Here is a 17,633-nt window from a genome sequence, read left to right on the forward strand (position 1 = left end):
AAAACAATGCACTTCACGGCGTACGGCTCCGCCCCGGGAGCCCCGTAGCGGTGGCGGGCCGTCGCGAGAGCCCGGTGGACCCGGCGGCGGGGCCGGTGCAGCGCTTCGCGTACGAGCTGCGCAAGCTGCGCCAGGAGGCGGGCGGGCTCACCTACCGGGCCATGGCCGGGCGGGCCGGCTACTCGGTCACCACGCTGTCGCAGGCGGCGGCGGGGGAGAAGCTGGCGTCGCTGCCCGTCGTCCTCGCCTTCGTGCGCGCCTGCGGCGGGGACCCCGCCGAGTGGGAGCGGCGCTGGCGGCGGGCCGCCGCCGAGCTGGCCCGCGAGCGGGCGGACGACGACGGCGCCGCCGGGCCGTACCCGGGGCTGGCCTCCTACGACACCCGCGACGCCGGCCGCTTCTTCGGCCGTGACGGGCTGGTGGCGGAGCTGCGGGAGCTGCTGGGGCGGCACGGGTTCGCGGCGGTGTTCGGCTCGTCGGGCAGCGGCAAGTCGTCCCTGTTGCGGGCCGGGCTCGTGCCCGCTGTCAACGCGCGGGCCGTGGTGATCACGCCGGGGGAGCACCCGATGCGGCACGCCGGCGCCTTCCGCCCCGCCGGTGGCGCGCTGGTCGTCGTGGACCAGTTCGAGGAGGTGTTCACGCTCTGTCACGACCCGCGCGAGCGCGAGGAGTTCATCGACCTGCTGCTCACCGCGCGCCGCCCTGACGGCGGGCCAGGAGGGTCGGGCGGATCGGGCGGGCCGGGCGGGCCGGTCGATGGGGCAGGCGTCGTCATCGCGGTGCGCGCCGACTTCTACGGCCGCTGCGCCGAGCACCGCGGCCTCACCGAGGCCCTGCGCGCGGCCGGCCTGCTGGTCGGGCCGATGCACCAGGACGAGCTGCGGGAGGCCATCGTCCGGCCGGCCATGGCCGAGGGGCTGACCGTGGAGCGGGCGCTGACGTCCGCGATCATCGAGGACGTCGCCGGCGAGCCCCAGGCGCTGCCGCTGATGTCGCACGCTCTGCGGGAGGTGTGGCGCCGCCGTACGGGAAAGACGCTGACCCTGGACGCCTACGAGAGCGTCGGCCGGGTCCACGGGGCGATCAGCCACACGGCGGAGGAGGTCTACGCGGGCCTGTCCCCGGCGCAGGCGCGGATCGCCCGGCGGATCCTGCTGCGGCTGATCGATCCGGGCGAGCAGGCTCAGGCGACCCGCCGCCCGGCCGCGCGGGCGGAGCTGGACCCGAGCGGCGACCCGGACACGGCGCTGGTCATCGAGCGGCTGGCCGGGGCCCGGCTGCTGACGCTCCACCAGGACACCGTGGAGCTGGCGCACGAGGCGCTGATCGAGTCGTGGCCGCGCCTGCGCGGCTGGGTGGACGACGGGCGCGACCGCCTGCGCGCGCACCGGCAGCTCACGGACGCGGCCAGGGCGTGGGAGGCGCACGGCCGCGACGCCGGGCTCCTCTACCGGGGCGCCCGCCTGGCCGCCGCCGGGAAGCTGCTGGCCGAGCCGGGGGACCGGGACGAGCTCACGCCGTCCGAGCGGAGCTTCGCCGACGCGAGCCTGGCGCTGGCCCGCCGCACCTCGCGCACGCGGGTGGCGGTCTCGGCCGTGCTGGCGGTCCTGCTGGTCGCCTCCCTGGTCGCGGCGGGGGTCGCCATCCGGCAGGCGGGCCTGGCCGACGGCCGCCTGGAGGAGGCGACGGCCCGGCTGGCCGCCAGGCGCGCGGCCATCCTGCGGCCGAGCGACCCGCGGCTGGCCCGCCGGCTGAGCGCCGCCGCCTGGCGGATCGCGCACGTCCCGGAGGCCAGGAGCGAGCTGATCGACTCCATGGCGCTGCCGCTGGTGGACGTCGTCACCGCCCCGTACGATCCGGCGGACCTGGTGCAGGGCCTCAGCGCGGACGGCGGCAGGCTCGCCCTCTTCACGCCCGGCACGGCGCCCGCGCCGGGCGCGCTGCGCGTGCTCGACGTGACCACGAGGAAGGAGGTCGCGAGCGCCCGGTGGACCGGCCCGCGGGTCCACAAGCTGGTGTGGAGCCCCGACGGCCGCACCCTGGCCGTCCACGACGGCGCCAACGCCCAGCTGTGGGCCGTCGGCGCCGGCGGCCTCACCGACCTCGGCGCGGCCTTGCCCCGCTTCGACCCCGTACGGTTCAGCCCCGACGGGCGCCGGCTCATCGGCGTGCGCGACGGGGCGAACGTCGCCGTGGACCTCGCCGACCGTACCCCCGTCCTCGACGAGCCGGTCGCCGCCATCAGCCCGGACGGCCGGCTCGCCCTGGTCGTCCCGCCGGCCTCCGCGAGCGGCGGGAAGCGGGCCGCGCTCTGGGACCTCTCCAAGCGTGCGCCGCTGCGCGCCCCCTCGCTGCCGGCCGGTGTGAAGGGCGGCGTGTTCAGCCCGGACGGGCGGCGCCTGGCCGTCACGACACCCTACGGCGTCCGGCTGTGGGACCTGCCCTCGGGCAAGGAACTCGGGAGCCCGATGGTCCCGCCCGCGGACCGGGTGGCGTTCAGCCCCGACGGGCGGTTCCTGGCGGGGGTCTGGCGTGACGGGTGGGTGCTCCTGCGGCGGGTGGACGGCGAGACGCTCGTGCTGAACACCTCCGTGACCGCGGACGCGAAGGCCGAGCCCCGGTTCTCGCCGGACGGCATGCTGCTCCGGGTGGCCGGCCCGTACGGGACGGTGCACGTCCTGGACATCTCCCCCTACACCCGGCCCGCGCTGCTCGCGCCGGGCGGCGGTGAGCGGCTGTTCAGCCCGGACGGCGCTTCCTCGTGACGTCCGGGCACCGGGACGGCAGGCCGGAGGTGCGCGTGTGGGACGTCGCCGCGCGCGCACCCGTCGGCGGCCCCCTCCCCGTCGCCGACCTCCCGGGCAAGAGCCGTTACTTCCCGGTGTTCAGCCCCGACGGGCGCACGCTCGCGCTCACCCACACCGCCTCGCCCGTGGTCACGTTGTGGGACGCCACGACCGGCCGCGCCACCGGCGCGTTGCGGGTGCGCGAGCCCGCCGCCGTCGGTGTCCTGTCCGTGGCCTTCTCTCCCGACGGGCGCACGCTCGCGATCGCACCCCTCGGCGGCGGGGCCGGCGGCCCGTACATCGGGGACCTGGAGCTGTGGGACGTCCGGACCGGCAGGTGGCTGCGGACCGTCGCCCACGCGGGCGCCCAGACCTTGATCTTCGAGCCGGACGGGCGCCGCCTGCTCGTGGACAAATCCACCAAAGGACGCGTCCTGGTCGACCTGGCCACCGGCGCGTTACGCCCCCACCACAGCGACGGCCGCGCCCAGGGGCGGATCCTCTTCATGGGGGACAAGGCCGCGATCGGCGACCCGGACGGGCGCCTGACGTTCTGGGACCGCGACCTGCGCACGCTCCTCGCCCCGCCCCAGGCCCTCTACACCGGCTCGGTCGCCGCGCTCGTCCCCTACCCGCGAGGGGAACTGCTCGCCACCGTCGGCAGCGAGGGCGACACCGGCATCCAGCTGTGGGACTGGCGAGGACACCAGCGGATCGGGACGCCGATGAGCTACTACACCGACTCCGTGCCGGCCGTGGCGTTCGACCGGACGGCGCTGCTCATCTCCTCCTCGGACGGCGCCCTGCGCAGGATCATCGTCGATCCGGGCGCGGCCGCCACCGCGATCTGCCGCCAGGACGGCGGCCTGTCGCCGGCCGAGTGGCGCCGGCACATCCCGGAGCTCCCCTACCGCCGAACCTGCCCCTGACGCGTTTCACCCGCCTCGAGAAGCGCCGGAACCGCCGGCTCAGGCGGCGCCGGGAACCGCCGGCTCAGGGCGCGGCGGGTGCCGGCTCAGGGTGCGGCGGGCAGCGCCTCCGCCAGGAAGCGCTCGCGCTCGGCCGCCTCGAGATGGTCGCTGAACAGCACCCCGTCGAGATGATCGACCTCGTGCTGCAGCACCCGGGCTAGCACGCCGAGCGCCCGCACCGTGACGGGCTTGCCGAACATGTCGCGCCCGCGCGCCGTGACCATGTAGGAGCGTTCCAGCGGCCACCACACGCCCGGCGCCGACAGGCACGCCTCGTCGGCGGTCACCTTGCGCTCCGACAGCTCCAGCCGCGGATTCACCAGGTGCCCCGACCTGCCGTCGTAGGAATAGACCACCACCCGCACCGGCTCCCCGATCTGCGGAGCCGCCAGCCCGGCCCGCCCCGACGCCGCCCGCATCGTCGCCGTCAGCGCCTTGACCAGCCGTCTCAGCTCCCGATCGAAATCCTGGATCGGCGCCGCGACCGAGCGGAGCACCGGATCATCGAACATGCGAATAGGCCGGACCGTCACCCGCAACTCCCCGATAGGCCGCGATCGTCACCAAGAACGTTTCCCAGCGGTGCGCCCCGCCAATCGCGAAGGTCATGCCTTGTAGCACAGCGGTAACAGAAGAGACCCAGTGGCGAAACCACCCGAAAGCAGTATCGGAGGGTGATCTCACTTGCGTCACACGCGCGTGTGATGCCTGGCCGGGTGCTCGGGGCCCGGCCAGGCATCTTCGACTACCTGGAGGTGCAGTCATGAGCGCGCTTCCCGAAGAGGGCGGCTCTTCCCCGGAGACGGCGCCCGACGCCCTGGCGGGCTTCACCATCGGCGTCACCGCGACGCGACGGCGCGAGGAGTTCGGGGCGCTCCTGGAGCGCCGCGGCGCGCGCGTGGTCAGCGCCCCCGCCATCCGGCTCGTCCCGCTCGCCGAGGACGCCGACCTGCTCGCCGCCACCCGCCAGAGCCTGGAGGCGCCGCTCGACGACGTCGTGGTCACCACCGGCGTCGGCTTCCGCGGCTGGATGGCCGCCGCCGAAGGCTGGGGGCTGTCGGCCGACCTGGGCGAGCACCTGTCCAAGGCCCGCCTGCTCACCCGCGGCCCCAAAGCCAGGGGAGCGGTGCGCGCCGCCGGCCTCAACGACCACTGGACGCCCTCCTCCGAATCCTGCAACGAGGTCAAGGACTACCTCCTCGCCCAGGACCTGCGCGGGCGGCGCATCGCGGTGCAGCAGCACGGCGAGCCGCTCAGCGACTTCGTGGCCGCCCTGCGCGAGGCCGGGGCCGAGGTGATCGAGATCCCCGTCTACCGGTGGCTGCCGTACCGCGACATCTCGCCGCTGCGCCGCCTGATCAGCCAGACCATCTCCGGCTCCGTGGACGCCGTCGCCTTCACCAGCGCGCCCGCCGTGCACGCCATGCTCGGCGCCGCCAGGGCGGAAGGGCTGGAAGAAGCGCTGCTGGCCGCGTTCGGCGGGGCCGTCGTGGCCGCCTGCGTCGGGCCCGTCACCGCCGAGCCGCTCACCTCGCGCGGCGTCCCCACCCTCCAGCCGGACCGCTCCCGCCTCGGCGCCCTCGCCCGCGCCCTTGCGCGCCACCTGCCCGAGCACGGCGTCACCCGCCTCACGGCCGGCGACCACCGGCTCGAGATCCGCGGCCACGCCGTCGTCGTGAACGGCGAGCTGCGGCCCCTGCCGCCCGCCCCCATGGCGGTGCTCAAACGCCTGGCCGACAAGCCGGGGCACGTGGTGTCGCGCGCCGACCTCCGCACGGTGCTGCCGGGCAGCGTGGCCCGCGAATCGGCCGAGCACGCCGTCGAGATGGCCATCACCCGGCTCCGCCGCGCCCTCGGGCCCAGCGGGATCGTCGAGACGGTCGTCAAGCGCGGCTACCGCCTCGCCTGCCAGTACGAGGCAGGCCCGTGACCCAGCCGCCACCCCGTCCCTCACCCCAGCCCCACAGGCACCCGCACGGGGACCGGCACCATCGGCACCCGCACGGGGACCAGCACCTTCGGCCCCCGCACCATCGCCCCCATCCGCACCATCGCCCCCACCCGCACCGTCACCATGCCCACCCGCACCACCAGGAGGAGATCGCCATGCCTTGGGGCACCACCACCCCCACCGGCCGCGACAGGCGTGCCGGGAGGAGCCGGTGAGGCCCGCACTCGTCCTGGCCGCACACGGGACCCGCAGCGCCGAGGGCGAGCGCACCCTGTCCTCCCTGGCGGAAACGGTCGGCCGGGCCCGCCCCGGTCAGCGCGTCGAGCTCAGCTACCTGGAGATCAGCGCACCCCTCCTGGCGGACGTCCTGCCCACGATCCCCGGCCCGGTGGTCGTGGTGCCGCTGCTGCTGGCGGGCGGCTACCACGTGCACATCGACCTGCCCGAGGTCATCGCCGAGCACCGCCCGGACGCGATCGTGGCCGGCTGGCTCGGCCCGCACCGGCTCCTCACCTCGGCGCTGACCCGCAAGCTGGCCAGAGCGGGCCTGCGCGCCACGGACGCCGTCCTGCTCGGCGCCGCCGGCTCCTCCGACCCGTCGGCGCTGGCCGACGTGCGCGCCGCCGCCCACCAGCTCGCCGTCCGGCTGGCCCGCCCGGTCACCGCCGCCTTCGCCTCGGCGGGCACCCCGTCGCTGGAGGAGGCCATGGAACGGCTGCGCTCGACCCCGGCCGCCCGCGTCGCCATCGCCTCGTACGTCCTGGCCCCCGGCTTCTTCCACGACCGCCTCACCGCGGCCGGAGCCGGCCTGGTCAGCGACCCGCTGGGCGCCGACCCGGACGTGGCGGCCCTGATCTGGCACCGCTACGACCAGGCGCTCCACCGCCACCGCAGCACAGCCGAACCCCAGCCGCTGCGCCGCGCCTGACCCTCCCGGCAACCGGCGGCTCCGCGACGGGGCCGGCGAACCGGCGGCCGCGCGATGCGGCCGCCGTCCGCCTTCACCTGGCCGCGATCAGCGGCCGGCGGGCTGAGGGGCCGGCTCCAGGCGCAGCTCCCGTACGATCTCGCGGGCGCTGACGTCCCGGGCCGGGCAGGCGTCCGCGCCGACGAACATCTCGATGTAGGCCCGATGGAAGCAGCCCGCGACCAGCAGCCGCGCGCTCGCCTCCGGGTCGGCGTCGGCCCGCACCCGCCCGAGCCGCTGCTCGGCGGCCAGGTACGCGGCCAGCGGCGCGATCTCGGTCTGCGGCCCGAGGCCCGTGTCACGCAGGGCCTGGCGGAAACGGACGGTCACGTTCGGGGAGGTGAACGCGGGCAGCGCCGCGCTCTGCACGTCTATGTAGTGATCGATCCCCGCCCGGGCCACCGGGAGAAGGTTGCCGGAGACGGACCCCTTCCCGGCGTGGTGCGACAGATCGTGCAGGATGCTCAGCCAGAGGGGGAGCCGGTCCTGCAGCAGGGCGAGGAAGTAGTCCACCGAGCCGCCGGTGCGGTCTTCCCTGAGCGAGACGGCCATCTGGAGCACCCGCTGCCGGGTGTCCTGGCTTCTCTGGTGCGGGTCTACGTGCGGTGGTGTCGCCATGGCATGCCTAACGTGCGCGGTCAGTTGTGCAGGCATCACGTGCGAAGCCGATATGCCGGTGGTACCGGGTTTGTGAATGCTCGAATCCAGGGGCGGTGCTTGGTGCAAACCTATACGAGTCTCCGATTATTACCCGAAGGTGCGGAAAAAAGTCGGCCCTCGCCCCTGAGGATCAGCTGTCAGTGTCGCGGTCTCTACGCCGCAGGTAACGCTCGAACTCCGCCGCGATCGCATCGCCGCTGGCCTCCGGCAGCTCGGCCGCGTCCTTGCGCTCCTCCAGCTCCTTGACGTATTCGGCCACCTCGCTGTCCTGCGAGGCCAGCTCGTCCACGCCCCGCTCCCACGCCCTGGCCTCCTCGTCGAGGTCGCCCAGCGGCATCGGGATCTCCAGGACGTCCTCCAGCCGGCGCAGCAGCGCCAGCGTGGCCTTCGGGTTCGGCGGCTGCGCCACGTAGTGCGGCACCGACGCCCACAAGGAGATCGCGTCGAGCCCGGCCTTGCCGAACGCGTGCTGCAACACCCCCACGATGCCCGTCGGGCCCTCGTAACGGCTCAGCTCCAGGTTCGTCGAGCGGGCCAGCCCCGCGTTCGTCGCCCCGCCCAGGATCGGCACCGGACGCGTGTGCGGCGAGTCGTTGAGCAGCGCGCCCAGCATCACCGCCAGCTCGATGCCCAGCTCGCGGCAGATGTAGATGATGTCGTCGCAGAACGAGCGCCAGCGCATGTTCGGCTCGATGCCGCGCAACAGCACCACGTCGCGCTCCAGCCCCGGCGGACGGGCGCGCAGCAGCCGCGTGGTCGGCCACACGATCGACTGCGTCAGCCCGTCGTTCATCTCCACGACGGGCCGGGTGACCTGGAAGTCGTAATAGTCGTCGGGGTCGAGCGCGATGAGCGGCTCGGCCTTCCACGCCGACTCGAGGTGGGCGATCACACCGCTGGAAGCCTCACCCGCGTCGTTCCACCCCTCGAACGCGGCAATGAGCACCGGGTCGACGAGCTCGGGGAGCCCTTCGAGCTCTATCACGTGTCGCCTCCTCTCTCCATCGTCCCGCTAAGCCTATGCGGTAAGGAGGCGTCACCGTCACCGATCTCCCCCCGAACAACCGCCACCGACGGGCGTCCGGCGGCGCGCAGGGGTGGGGGAGCGGCGCCGGCGAGCGTCGCGCGGTGACGGGGCGAGCGGCGCGTTCGGGGCTTGAACGCCGCATCATGGCTGGTGAACGGCCTTGTACGGGCCGGATCGGGGTCTTGGTGGCGCCGTGCGCGGACAGGTTGGGCGGGTCCCCGCTCTGCCTCCCGTCTGCTCTTGCGGCGGCGCGGGTGGCTGGGGGCGTTCGCGGCGCGCGAACTCCAGACGCGCCGATCACCCACCCGTCACGCCCTCACCACCGCGCCGTCGTCCGCCGCGCCGCTCGCCCCCGCGCCCGTGTGCCTCCGCGCTCCAGCGCCCTGTGCTGTCCTCCGCTCCTGTACCGCCCCTGCACCGTTACCGCCCCTGCACCGTTACCGCCCCTGCACCGTCCCGGGTCCCCTCGCCCCATCCCGGTGCGCCACCCTGAGCGCCGTGCGCGTTGCGCCGAGCCGCGCCGTCCACCGTCCCGCCGGCCCGGCGCCGTGAGGGCGGGGGCATGGGCGTGGCCGCAGCGGCGCGTGGGCAGCGCGCTGGCAAGGTGGCGGCCCGAGCCGAGGCGACGGTCAGTGGCCGGAGGTGGTGTGGACGATGAGGACGTCGCAGGGTGCCCGGTGCGTCACCCCCGACGGCACCGAGCCCAGCAGCCGGCCGGCCAGGCTGTTGAGTCCGCGGTTGCCGACCACGAGCAGGTCGGCGGCGTGTCGTCCGGCCAGGGTGATGAGCACGTCCACCGCCTCCCCCTGCTCGGCCGCCAGCACCACGTCCGAGGCGCCCGCCGCCACGGCGTGCTCGCGGGCGGCGCGCAGGGCGTCGTCGGCGGGGGTGGAGCCGTTCACCTTGTACGCCAGTTCTCCCAGGCGGTCCGCGGCGGCGGCCCGCGCGCTCTCCCGCATGGGCAGGTACGCGCACGCCAGCACGAGCGTGGCCCGGGTGGCGGCGGCCAGGGAGGCGGCGGTGGTGACGGCGCGGAAGGAGGAGGCGGAGCCGTCGGTGCCGACGAGGACGGTGCGGTAGGTCATGCGAGCCCCTAATTGGACGCCGCGTACAATGACGAACCGTACGATAGCGCCTGCCGCGGGATGCGGGGGAAGGCGTTCGCATAGAGGGAAGGCGATCGCCGGAAGGAAGGCGCCGCGCGTATCCCGGCGCGCGCGAGTAGAGCAGGCGTGCGCGAGTAGAGCAGGCGCGCGAGTAGAGCAGGCGTGCGGCCGCGCCCGAGCATCGCTCGAGGCGCACCCGATAAGCTTCATCCCATGAGCATCTCCCCGACCTTCCGAGAAGTGTTGGCCCAGCGTGTCATAGTCGCCGACGGAGCGATGGGCACGATGCTCCAGGCCCAGGATCCGACGATCGACGACTTCCACGGTCACGAGGGCTGCAACGAGGTGCTCAACGTCACGCGCCCCGACATCGTGCGGGGCGTGCACGACGCCTACTTCGCCGTCGGCGTCGACTGCGTGGAGACCAACACCTTCGGCGCCAACCTCGCCGCGCTGGGCGAGTACGACATCGCCGACCGCGTCTTCGAGTACTCCGAGGCCGGGGCGCGGATCGCGCGGGAGGCCGCCGACCACTGGGCCACGCCCGACCAGCCGCGTTTCGTGCTGGGCTCGATGGGCCCCGGCACGAAGCTGCCCACGCTCGGCCACCTGCCGTACGCGAGCCTGCGCGACGCCTACCGCGACAACGCGGCGGGCCTGATCGCGGGCGGCGCCGACGCGCTGATCATCGAGACGTGCCAGGACCTGCTGCAGGTCAAGGCGGCCGTCGTCGGCGCGAAGCGGGCCATCGAGGACGCGGGCCGCGACGTCCCGATCATCGCGCAGGTGACGATCGAGACCAACGGCGCGATGCTGCTGGGCTCGGAGATCGGTGCCGCGCTGACCGCGATCGAGCCGCTCGGCGTCGACATCATCGGCCTCAACTGCGCCACCGGCCCCGCCGAGATGAGCGAGCACCTGCGGTACCTGGCCCGTCACTCGCGGCTGCGGCTGTCGTGCATGCCCAACGCGGGCCTGCCGGTGCTGACCGCCGACGGCGCCTACTACCCGCTGTCGGCGCAGGAGCTGGCCGACGCGCACCAGACCTTCACCCGCGACTACGGCCTGTCCCTGGTCGGCGGCTGCTGCGGCACGACGCCCGAGCACCTGCGCCAGGTGGTCGAGCGCGTGCGGGGCAGGGAGGTCGCGGCGCGCCGCCCGCACCCCGAGCCGGGCGCCTCCTCGCTCTACCAGACGGTCCCGTTCCGGCAGGACACCTCCTACCTGGCGATCGGTGAGCGCTGCAACACCAACGGCTCCAAGGCCTTCCGGGAGGCGATGCTGGAGGGCCGCTGGGACGACTGCGTGGAGATGGCCCGCGACCAGGCCCGCGACGGCGCCCACATGCTCGACCTGTGCGTCGACTACGTCGGCCGTGACGGCGTGGCCGACATGAAGGAGCTGGCCTTCCGCTTCGCCACCGCCTCCACGCTGCCGATCATGCTCGACTCGACCGAGCCGGCGGTGCTGCAGGCCGGTCTCGAGATGCTGGGCGGGCGCGCCGCGGTCAACTCCGTCAACTACGAGGACGGCGCCGGCCCCGACTCCCGCTTCCAGAAGATCATGCGGCTGGTCCGCGAGCACGGCTCGGCCGTGGTCGCCCTGACCATCGACGAGGAGGGCCAGGCCCGCACCGCCGAGCACAAGATCCGCGTGGCGACCCGCCTGGTGGAGGACCTGACCACCAACTGGGGCATGCGGGTCGAGGACATCATCGTCGACTGCCTGACCTTCCCGATCGCCACCGGCCAGGAGGAGACCAGGCGCGACGGCCTGGAGACCATCGAGGCCATCCGCGAGCTCAAGCGCCGCTACCCGGGCGTGCAGACCACGCTGGGCCTGTCCAACATCAGCTTCGGCCTCAACCCGGCCGCCCGCATGGTGCTCAACTCGGTGTTCCTCAACGAGTGCGTCAACGCGGGCCTCGACTCCGCCATCGTGCACGCCTCCAAGATCCTGCCGATGGCCCGCATCCCCGACGAGCAGCGCCAGGTGGCGCTCGACATGGTCTACGACCGCCGCCGCGAGGGCTACGACCCGCTGCAGCGGTTCATGGAGCTGTTCGAGGGCGTCGACGCCGCCGCGATGCGGGCCGGCAAGGCCGAGGAGCTGGCCGCGCTGCCGCTGTGGGAGCGGCTCAAGCGGCGCATCATCGACGGGGAGAAGAAGGGCCTGGAGGCCGACCTCGACACCGCGCTGGAGCAGCGCCCCGCCCTTGAGATCATCAACGACGTGCTGCTCGACGGCATGAAGACGGTGGGCGAGCTGTTCGGCTCGGGCCAGATGCAGCTGCCGTTCGTGCTGCAGTCGGCCGAGGTGATGAAGACGGCCGTCGCCTACCTCGAACCGCACATGGAGCGCGTGGAGGGCGAGACGAAGGGCCGCATCGTGCTGGCCACCGTCAAGGGCGACGTGCACGACATCGGCAAGAACCTCGTGGACATCATCCTCTCCAACAACGGCTACCAGGTCGTCAACCTCGGCATCAAGCAGCCCGTCTCCGCGATCCTGGAGGCGGCCGACGAGCAGAAGGCCGACGTCATCGGCATGTCGGGGCTGCTGGTGAAGTCGACGGTCATCATGAAGGAGAACCTGGAGGAGATGAACTCCAGGGGCCTGGCCGGCAAGTACCCGGTGCTGCTCGGCGGCGCCGCCCTCACCCGCGCCTACGTGGAGCAGGACCTCGCGGAGCTGTTCGAGGGCGAGGTGCGCTACGCCCGCGACGCGTTCGAGGGCCTGCGGCTGATGGACGCGTTCATGGCGGTCAAGCGCGGGGTGGAGGGGGCGACGCTGCCGCCGCTGCGCGAGCGGCGGGTCAAGACCGGCGCGGCGCTCGTCCGCACGCCGGTCGAGGAGCTGCCGGCCCGCTCCGACGTGGCGGCCGACAACCCCGTCCCGCGCGCGCCGTTCCACGGCGACCGCGTCGTCAAGGGCATCTCTTTGAATGAGTACGCGGCCTTCCTCGACGAGCGGGCCCTGTTCCTCGGGCAGTGGGGGCTCAAGCCCACCAGGGGCGGCGACGGGCCCGGCTACGAGGAGCTGGTCGAGACCGAGGGCCGGCCGCGGCTGCGCATGTGGCTGGAGCGCATGCAGACCGAGGGCCTGCTGGAGGCGGCCGTCGTCTACGGCTACTTCCCGTGCGTCTCCGACGGTGACTCGCTGATCATCCTCGACGACGACGGCCGCGAGCGCACCCGCTTCACCTTCCCGCGCCAGCGGCGCGACCGGCACCTGTGCCTGTCCGACTTCTTCCGCGCCAAGGACTCCGGCGAGGTGGACGTGATCGCCTTCCAGGTGGCCACGATGGGCTCCAAGATCTCCGAGGCGACGGCCGAGCTGTTCGCGAAGGACGCCTACCGCGACTACCTGGAGCTGCACGGCCTGTCGGTGCAGCTCACCGAGGCGCTGGCCGAATACTGGCACGCACGGGTCCGCTCGGAGTGGGGCATCGGCGGCGAGGAGTCGCTCGACGACATGCTGAAGGTCAACATCCAGGGCTGCCGCTACTCCTTCGGCTACCCGGCCTGTCCGAACCTGGAGGACCAGAAGCAGCTGTTCGAGCTGCTCGCGCCCGAGCGCATCGGGGTGACGCTGTCGGAGGAGTTCCAGCTCCACCCCGAGCAGGCCACCTCGGCGCTGGTCGCGCACCACCCGGAGGCCAAGTACTTCAACGTCTGACGGCGACGTCCGCCCGCCCGCCGTTCACGTGCGGGCGGGCTTCCTTACGCCCGCCGTTCAGCCGGAACGTCCACAATGGCGGGCGGACACCGAATCGGGGGCAGGGAATGCAAGCGGTCTTCTTCGACATGGACGGCCTGCTGGTCGACAGCGAGCGCGTCTGGCTGAGGATCGAGACCGGGGTGATGGCCAGGCTCGGCGCCGAGTGGACGCCGCAGCACCAGGTCCACCTCGTCGGCGGCTCCATGGAGCGCACCGTCGGCTACATGCTGTCCGTCTCCGGCGCCGACGTGCCGCCGGAGACGGTGCGGGCGTGGATGGTGGACGGGATGGTCGCCGAGCTGTCGGCCGGGGTGGAGGTCATGCCGGGCGCCTCGGAGCTGCTCGACGCCCTGCGCGCGGAGGGCGTGCCGGTGGGGCTGGTCACCTCCTCGCTCAAGGACATCGCCGACGCGGTGCTCAAGAGCGTCGGCCGGGACCGCTTCGACGTCGTGGTCACCGCCGACGACGTCACCCGCACGAAGCCGGACCCCGAGCCGTACCTGACGGCCGCCCGGCTGCTCGGCGTGGAGCCCGTGCGGTGCGTGGTGCTGGAGGACTCCCCGAACGGCGTGGCCGCCGCGACCGCCGCCGGGTGCGCCGTCGTGGCCGTGCCGAGCCTGCTGCCCGTCGAGCCCGCCCCGGGCCGGCTGGTGGTCTCGTCCCTGACGGAGGTCGGGGTTTCCGATCTCAGGGATCTTCTGCCGTCCTGAAGCGTTACCCCTAAGGGACATGTGGTTCTCGCGGAGGAGGCGGAAAAGCCTCAGCGTGCCAGGATGGAGGGCACGAGCGATGACGAGGGGGCGGCGACATGGGTAACTTCGAGCAGATCGCCTGGCTGCCGCTGTGCGCGGGCGTGACGATCGCCGGGCTGGCCCTGGCGTTCCTGGCGTTCCGCCGCAGGGGAGCGGCGGCCGGCATGCGGGTGACGGCGTGGGCGCTGCTGCCGGTGGCGGCCTATCTCACGGGCGCGCTGCAGGCCCTGTGGACCATCGGCACCACCGTGGTGGGCTTCGTGACCAGCCTGGTGTTCAACCCGGCCGTGTGGGCCGGTGTGGCCGTGGCGGGCCTGTCGGTGGTGCTGTTCGTGGTGTCGGGCGTGATGCGCGGCCGGAAGCTGTCGCTCGGCCGCAGGAAGAAGGGCAAGGACGACGCCGCGCCGCCCGCGCAGGGCGCCGCCGCCCGTCCGGCCGCCGCCGCGGCCAAGCCGCAGAAGCCCGCCGTCGCGCCGAAGCCGGCGGCCAAGGGCGACGACGACTTCTCCGACATCGAGGAGCTGCTCAAGCGGCGCGGCATCAGCTGACACCACAGGTCACGGGGGCCCCACCGGTTGTGTCACAGATCCGAGACGTAACCGGGACGACTCGTAGACAATCTCTTCAAGATCAATACGAATCCGTTTCGCGTCAATCACAGTTGAGCCACAGCAAGCTCTGAGGGACTGGTCATACCAGCTCAGGCCATAGATTCTGCCTCCTGAGACCGCGACACGTGGTCCCAGCACATTGGGGCGCCTACCCTGATCGGGTCGCGGCGCCGACACGGACGACGTCGTCTGGAATCCAGGGGGCTACTGGCATGACCGCACCGCTCGATGTTCCGGGATCGGCCATCGAAGCCGGGCCGGAGACCGTTCTTGAGGGGGCGGAGACTTCGGTCATCCGGGGGCGTTCCCTGGGGCAGATCGCCTGGATGCGCCTCAGGCGCGACCGCATCGCGATGATCGGCGGCATCGTCATCCTGCTGCTCATCCTCGTCGCGATCTTCGCGCCGCTGCTGGTGTCGTGGTTCGGGCACCCGCCGGCCGAGTGGCACCGGGAGAAGCTCGACCCCTCCATCGGAGCGCCGCTGGGCACCTTCGGAGGCATCAGCAGCGACTTCCTGTTCGGCGTGGAGCCGGACTCCGGCCGCGACCTGTTCAGCCGCGTCCTGTACGGAGCACGCATCTCGCTGCTCATCGCGTTCTTCGCGACGCTGCTGTGTGTCGTGCTCGGCACGGTCCTCGGGATGATCGCCGGCTTCTTCGGCGGCTGGGTCGACACCATCATCAGCCGGCTCATGGACATCTTCCTGGCGTTCCCGCTGCTGGTGTTCGCGCTGGCGCTGGCCGGGGTCATCCCCGACAAGGCTTTCGGCATGTCGGGTGACACGCTCAGGATCAGCCTGCTGGTGTTCATCATCGGGTTTTTCAACTGGCCCTATATCGGACGTATCATCCGAGGTCAGACGTTGTCTCTCCGCGAGCGGGAGTTCGTCGACGCGTCCAGGAGCCTGGGCGCGCGCAACCACACCATCCTGTTCAAGGAGATCCTGCCCAACCTCCTGGCGCCGATCCTCGTCTACTCGACGTTGCTGATCCCCTCGAACATCCTGTTCGAGGCCGCGCTGTCCTTCCTCGGCGTGGGCGTGCGGCCGCCGACTCCCACGTGGGGAGGCATGCTGTCGGACGCCGTCCACAACTACCAGGTGGCGCCCAACTTCATGATCTTCCCCGGTCTCGCGATCTTCATCACCGTGCTGGCGTTCAACCTGCTCGGTGACGGCCTCAGGGACGCCTTCGATCCCAAGGCCCGATAGCCCTCGTGAGTTTTCAGCAAGTTCTCAACTCCTAGAAACAAGGGGTGTGTCAGGTCGATGAAGATACGATCCAAGGCGTCGGCAGTGGCGATGACCGCCGCTCTCGCCGTGATCGTCTCCGCGTGTGGCGGTGGCGGCGGCAGCAAGAGCACCGGTGGCAGCGGCAGTGACGAGAAGCCCGCCAGCCAGTACAACGCGGGCGTCACGCAGGTCGTCAACCCGTCGGACAAGACCGGCGGCACCCTCCACATGGGCATGCCAGGCGACTTCGACTCGGTCGACCCGGGCGACATGTACTACGGCTACGCCTGGAACTTCGCCCGCCTCTACACGCGCGCGCTGACCATGTTCAAGCCGGTGCCGGGCGAGGAGGGTCTGCAGCTGGTCGGTGACCTGGCCGAGGACCTCGGCAAGCCCACCGACGGCGGCAAGACGTGGACGTACAAGCTGCGCAAGGGCATCAAGTACGAGGACGGCACCCCGGTGACGTCGAAGGACGTCAAGTACGCCGTGGCCCGCTCCCTGGACAAGGACATCCTGCCCAGCGGCCCGACCTACTTCAATGACTGGCTTGACCTGCAGGGCTACACCGGCCCGTACAAGATGAAGGGCAAGCTCGACGACCTCAAGGCCATCGAGACGCCCGACGACTACACCATCGTCTTCCACCTGAAGAAGGCCTACGGCGGTTTCGACTACTTCGCCATGCTCCCGCAGACGGCCCCCGTGCCGGAGGCCAAGGACACCGGCTCGAAGTACAAGGAGCACCCGGTCTCGACCGGCCCCTACATGTTCAAGGCGCACGAGCTCACCAAGCGCATCGAGCTCGTCAAGAACCCCAACTGGGACCCGGCCACCGACCCCAACCGCAAGCAGCTCAACGACTCCATCGAGGTGCTGCTCGGCCAGAACGAGGACGACCTCGACCAGCGACTGCTGTCCGGCAAGATCGACGTCAAGGTCAACAGCACCGGTGTCGCGGCCAACGCCCGCAAGACGGTCCTGACCGACCCCAAGGTCAAGCAGTACGCCGACTCGGCCCCGATCGACCGGACCTGGTTCACCAACATCAACGGTGACGTCAAGCCGTTCGACAACATCCACTGCCGCAAGGCCGTGATGTACGCGGCCGACCGCTCCGCGCTCCAGGGCGCCTACGGCGGCCCCGACGCCGGCGGCGACATCGCGCTGAGCCTCATGCCGTCGAAGATGACCGGCTACCAGAAGATCGACCCGTACGGCGTCGAGGCCAACCCGACCGGCAACGTCGAGAAGGCCAAGGAGGAGCTGGCGGCCTGCGGCCAGCCCAACGGCTTCAGCACCACCATCTCCTACCGCAACGAGCGTGCCGCCGAAAAGCTGACCGCCGAGTCGCTGCAGCAGTCGCTCGGCCGCGTCGGCATCAAGCTGGAGATCAAGGGCTACCCGCAGGGCGACTACTTCAAGCTGTACGCCGGCAAGCCCGACTTCGCCAAGAAGAACAACCTCGGCCTCATGGTTTACGGCTGGGGCGCCGACTACCCCGAGGGCTTCGGCTTCTTCCAGCAGATCGTCGACAGCCGTGTCATCCGCGACGCCGGTAACACCAACCTCAGCGTCAAGGACCCGAAGATCGACGAGCTCATCGACCAGGCTGCCGCGGAGACCGACGCCACCAAGCGCAACGCCATCTGGGCGCAGGTCGACAAGCAGGTCATGGACTCGGCATACATCCTCCCCTACGTCTGGGCGCACGGCCTGTTCTACCGGCCGCCGACGCTGAAGAACGTCTTCGTCAGCCAGAACTGGGGCATGTACGAGTACCTCACGCTGAGCACCCAGTAACAGGTCAGGCGACCCCGCCGGATACGTACGTCGAAAGCAGGTGAAGG

General features: G+C 72.0%; 14 protein-coding genes. 9 read left to right on the forward strand and 5 right to left on the reverse strand.

The window, feature by feature from the left end; translation table 11 throughout:
* Positions 1–50: 50 nt before the first annotated feature.
* Positions 51–2,765 (forward strand): nSTAND1 domain-containing NTPase, encoded by a 2,715-nt coding sequence (locus HCN51_RS18205; RefSeq protein WP_168010756.1) that lies wholly within the window; start codon positions 51–53, stop codon positions 2,763–2,765.
* Positions 2,762–3,715, forward strand: a complete 954-nt coding sequence (locus HCN51_RS18210) for a WD40 repeat domain-containing protein (protein WP_168010757.1) — start codon at positions 2,762–2,764, stop codon at positions 3,713–3,715. The genes HCN51_RS18205 and HCN51_RS18210 overlap by 4 nt, the downstream gene beginning before the upstream one ends.
* An 86-nt stretch (positions 3,716–3,801) precedes the next feature.
* Here HCN51_RS18210 and def read toward each other — a convergent pair whose 3' ends face one another.
* Complete coding sequence (def, locus tag HCN51_RS18215) at positions 3,802–4,290, reverse strand: peptide deformylase (protein ID WP_080046533.1); 489 nt, start codon at positions 4,288–4,290, stop codon at positions 3,802–3,804.
* Between the two features lie 230 nt (positions 4,291–4,520).
* Between def and HCN51_RS18220 the strand changes: the two genes are divergently transcribed.
* Positions 4,521–5,687, forward strand: coding sequence for a uroporphyrinogen-III synthase (locus HCN51_RS18220; RefSeq protein ID WP_080037223.1), 1,167 nt, complete (start codon positions 4,521–4,523; stop codon positions 5,685–5,687).
* 20 nt (positions 5,688–5,707) lie between these two features.
* On the opposite strand, the gene HCN51_RS18225 is transcribed toward HCN51_RS18220, so the two are convergent.
* The gene (locus tag HCN51_RS18225) at positions 5,708–5,845 is read right to left on the reverse strand and encodes a hypothetical protein (protein WP_168010758.1); all 138 of its coding nucleotides are present in this window, start codon (positions 5,843–5,845) and stop codon (positions 5,708–5,710) included.
* Between the two features lie 74 nt (positions 5,846–5,919).
* Here HCN51_RS18225 and HCN51_RS18230 point away from each other — a divergent pair, with 74 nt between their 5' ends.
* Positions 5,920–6,636, forward strand: a complete 717-nt coding sequence (locus HCN51_RS18230) for a CbiX/SirB N-terminal domain-containing protein (protein WP_168010759.1) — start codon at positions 5,920–5,922, stop codon at positions 6,634–6,636.
* A gap of 87 nt (positions 6,637–6,723) precedes the next feature.
* Here the strand turns inward: HCN51_RS18230 and HCN51_RS18235 are convergent, their stop codons facing one another.
* The 3 genes from HCN51_RS18235 to HCN51_RS18245 form a co-directional block, all read right to left on the reverse strand.
* Complete coding sequence (locus HCN51_RS18235; RefSeq protein WP_168010760.1) at positions 6,724–7,293, reverse strand: hypothetical protein; 570 nt, start codon at positions 7,291–7,293, stop codon at positions 6,724–6,726.
* A 172-nt stretch (positions 7,294–7,465) separates the two neighbouring features.
* Positions 7,466–8,320, reverse strand: coding sequence for a PAC2 family protein (locus HCN51_RS18240; protein WP_080037226.1), 855 nt, complete (start codon positions 8,318–8,320; stop codon positions 7,466–7,468).
* Between the two features lie 671 nt (positions 8,321–8,991).
* Entirely contained in the window at positions 8,992–9,447 is a 456-nt protein-coding gene (locus HCN51_RS18245) for a universal stress protein (RefSeq protein WP_168010761.1), read from the reverse strand.
* A gap of 234 nt (positions 9,448–9,681) precedes the next feature.
* Between HCN51_RS18245 and metH the strand changes: the two genes are divergently transcribed.
* The 5 genes from metH to HCN51_RS18270 all read left to right on the forward strand — a co-directional run bounded on the left by metH (position 9,682) and on the right by HCN51_RS18270 (position 17,586).
* Entirely contained in the window at positions 9,682–13,146 is a 3,465-nt protein-coding gene (gene metH / locus HCN51_RS18250; RefSeq protein ID WP_168010762.1) for a methionine synthase, read from the forward strand.
* Positions 13,147–13,253: 107 nt separating this feature from the next.
* Positions 13,254–13,898 carry an HAD family hydrolase gene (locus tag HCN51_RS18255; RefSeq protein WP_168010763.1) on the forward strand — a complete coding sequence of 215 codons (645 nt, stop codon included), beginning with the start codon at positions 13,254–13,256 and terminating at the stop codon, positions 13,896–13,898.
* A gap of 98 nt (positions 13,899–13,996) precedes the next feature.
* On the forward strand, positions 13,997–14,488 hold the full coding sequence (locus HCN51_RS18260) for a cellulose synthase (RefSeq protein WP_168010764.1): 492 nt from the start codon (positions 13,997–13,999) through the stop codon (positions 14,486–14,488).
* A 275-nt stretch (positions 14,489–14,763) separates the two neighbouring features.
* Positions 14,764–15,762, forward strand: a complete 999-nt coding sequence (locus tag HCN51_RS18265; RefSeq protein ID WP_080037232.1) for an ABC transporter permease — start codon at positions 14,764–14,766, stop codon at positions 15,760–15,762.
* Positions 15,763–15,819: 57 nt separating this feature from the next.
* Positions 15,820–17,586, forward strand: a complete 1,767-nt coding sequence (locus HCN51_RS18270) for an ABC transporter substrate-binding protein (RefSeq protein ID WP_168010765.1) — start codon at positions 15,820–15,822, stop codon at positions 17,584–17,586.
* The last annotated feature ends 47 nt before the right edge of the window (positions 17,587–17,633 follow it).

Source organism: Nonomuraea composti (assembly GCF_012034275.1).
GTDB classification, from domain to species: domain Bacteria; phylum Actinomycetota; class Actinomycetes; order Streptosporangiales; family Streptosporangiaceae; genus Nonomuraea; species Nonomuraea composti.

Excerpts from the sequence above, each read along its gene's own strand:
- metH (WP_168010762.1), top strand. The coding sequence starts at position 9,682 with ATGAGCATCTCCCCGACCTTCCGAGAAGTGTTGGCCCAGCGTGTCATA.
- HCN51_RS18245 (WP_168010761.1), bottom strand. The coding sequence starts at position 9,447 with ATGACCTACCGCACCGTCCTCGTCGGCACCGACGGCTCCGCCTCCTCC.
- HCN51_RS18270 (WP_168010765.1), top strand. The coding sequence starts at position 15,820 with ATGAAGATACGATCCAAGGCGTCGGCAGTGGCGATGACCGCCGCTCTC.
- HCN51_RS18255 (WP_168010763.1), top strand. The coding sequence starts at position 13,254 with ATGCAAGCGGTCTTCTTCGACATGGACGGCCTGCTGGTCGACAGCGAG.
- HCN51_RS18260 (WP_168010764.1), top strand. The coding sequence starts at position 13,997 with ATGGGTAACTTCGAGCAGATCGCCTGGCTGCCGCTGTGCGCGGGCGTG.
- HCN51_RS18235 (WP_168010760.1), bottom strand. The coding sequence starts at position 7,293 with ATGGCGACACCACCGCACGTAGACCCGCACCAGAGAAGCCAGGACACC.
- HCN51_RS18220 (WP_080037223.1), top strand. The coding sequence starts at position 4,521 with ATGAGCGCGCTTCCCGAAGAGGGCGGCTCTTCCCCGGAGACGGCGCCC.
- HCN51_RS18265 (WP_080037232.1), top strand. The coding sequence starts at position 14,764 with ATGACCGCACCGCTCGATGTTCCGGGATCGGCCATCGAAGCCGGGCCG.